The 1,503-nt window shown below is 68.8% G+C and carries 1 protein-coding gene; it reads left to right on the top strand.

Going from position 1 to position 1,503, the window contains the following annotated elements; all coding sequences use genetic code 11:
• Positions 1-142 precede the first annotated feature (142 nt).
• Positions 143-1,468 (top strand): IS4 family transposase, encoded by a 1,326-nt coding sequence (locus ABZ194_RS30335; RefSeq protein ID WP_355600438.1) that lies wholly within the window; start codon positions 143-145, stop codon positions 1,466-1,468.
• The last annotated feature ends 35 nt before the right edge of the window (positions 1,469-1,503 follow it).

Genomic DNA, 1,503 nt, shown 5'->3' on the forward strand with positions numbered 1-1,503 from the left:
CAACGCCGTTCAGTTAGGCGTGGGGGCTGTTCGTCAAGGCCTGTGAACAAGACAGCGGAGCTGCTGTAGAAGAGGACTGTCACTCCAAGACACCCTCACCACAGGAGCTCCGCTGTTGGAACAGACTGCCATAACGAGGACGGTGCGGGTAGCGGCTGGGGCGTTCGCGCCGGGGCATATCGGGGAACTGACCCGGATCGTTCCGTTCGAGATGGTCGATGAGGTGCTGGCGGAGACCGGGGCTGTGCAGCGCAGGGTCCGGCTGGTGCCGGCACGGGTCACGGTGTACCTGCTGCTGGCCGCGGCACTCTTCACCGGGCTGGGCTACCGGCAGGTCTTCGACCGATTGTGCGCCGCTCTGGCGGGCCTGGCTCCGGTCCGGCCCAGCGGCAGCGCTCTTCGCCAGGCCCGCCGGCGGCTGGGGCCGGCACCGATGAAAGCGCTGTTCGACCTGATGAGCGGACCTGCGGCCACGACCGCTGCCGCCGGGCGATGGCGGGGGCTGAGGGTCGTCGCGGTCGACAGCACCCTGCTGCCGGTCCCGGACTGCCCGGCCAACCTCACGGTGTTCACCCGCCAGCGCCTCGGCAACGGGATCTCGGGCTACCCGCAACTGCGTCTGACCGCGCTGGTGGCCTGCGGGACCCGGTCGGTGATCGGGGCCGTGTTCGGTCCGGCCACGACCGGTGAGCTGGAGTACGCCCGCCGCCTGGCGGTCGGTTTGCGGGCCGGGATGCTGCTGCTGGGCGACCGGAATTTCGCCTCCGCCGCACTGCTGAACCAGCTGGCCGCCACCGGCGCCGATCTGCTTGTGCGCTGCAAGTCCGGCCGGAATCTGCCCACAGTGGCCCGCTGCCGCGACGGCTCGGTACTGACCCGGATCGGCCCACTGACCGTTCGCGTCATCGACGCCGAAATCAGCATCCGCACCACCCAAGGCACGCGTACGGGCCACTACCGGCTGCTGACCACCCTCACCGACCCCGCCACGCACCCGGCCGCCGAACTCGTCCGGCTCTACCACGAACGCTGGGAGATCGAGACCGCCTACGCGGAGCTGAAGTCCACGATCCTGGGCGGACGCGTCCTGCGGGCCCGCACCCCGGACGGCGTCGAGCAGGAGGTCTGGGCGCTGCTGACCGTCTACCAGGCATTGCGGACCGCAATGACCGACGCCACCGACAGCGTCCCGGGTATCGACCCGGACCGGGCCGGTTTCCTCACCGCTCTGGCCGCCGCCCGCGACCAAGTCGTCCTGGCCGCAGGCATCATCACCGACACCAGCATTGATCTCGTGGGGACCATCGGCCGTCACGTCCTGGCCCAGCTCCTGCCCGCCCGGCGGGTCCGTACCAAAGACCGCATCGTCAAACGAGCGATCTCCAAATACAACGCACGCGGACCCGCCATCGACCGGACCACCTACAAAGCCACCATCAGCATCGATATGCTCATGAACAGCCCTTGACACCTACGGCCCTGCCCTAACTGAACGGCGTTGGT

The organism is Streptosporangium sp. NPDC006007 (genome assembly GCF_040614315.1).
Classification (GTDB): Bacteria; Actinomycetota; Actinomycetes; order Streptosporangiales; family Streptosporangiaceae; genus Streptosporangium.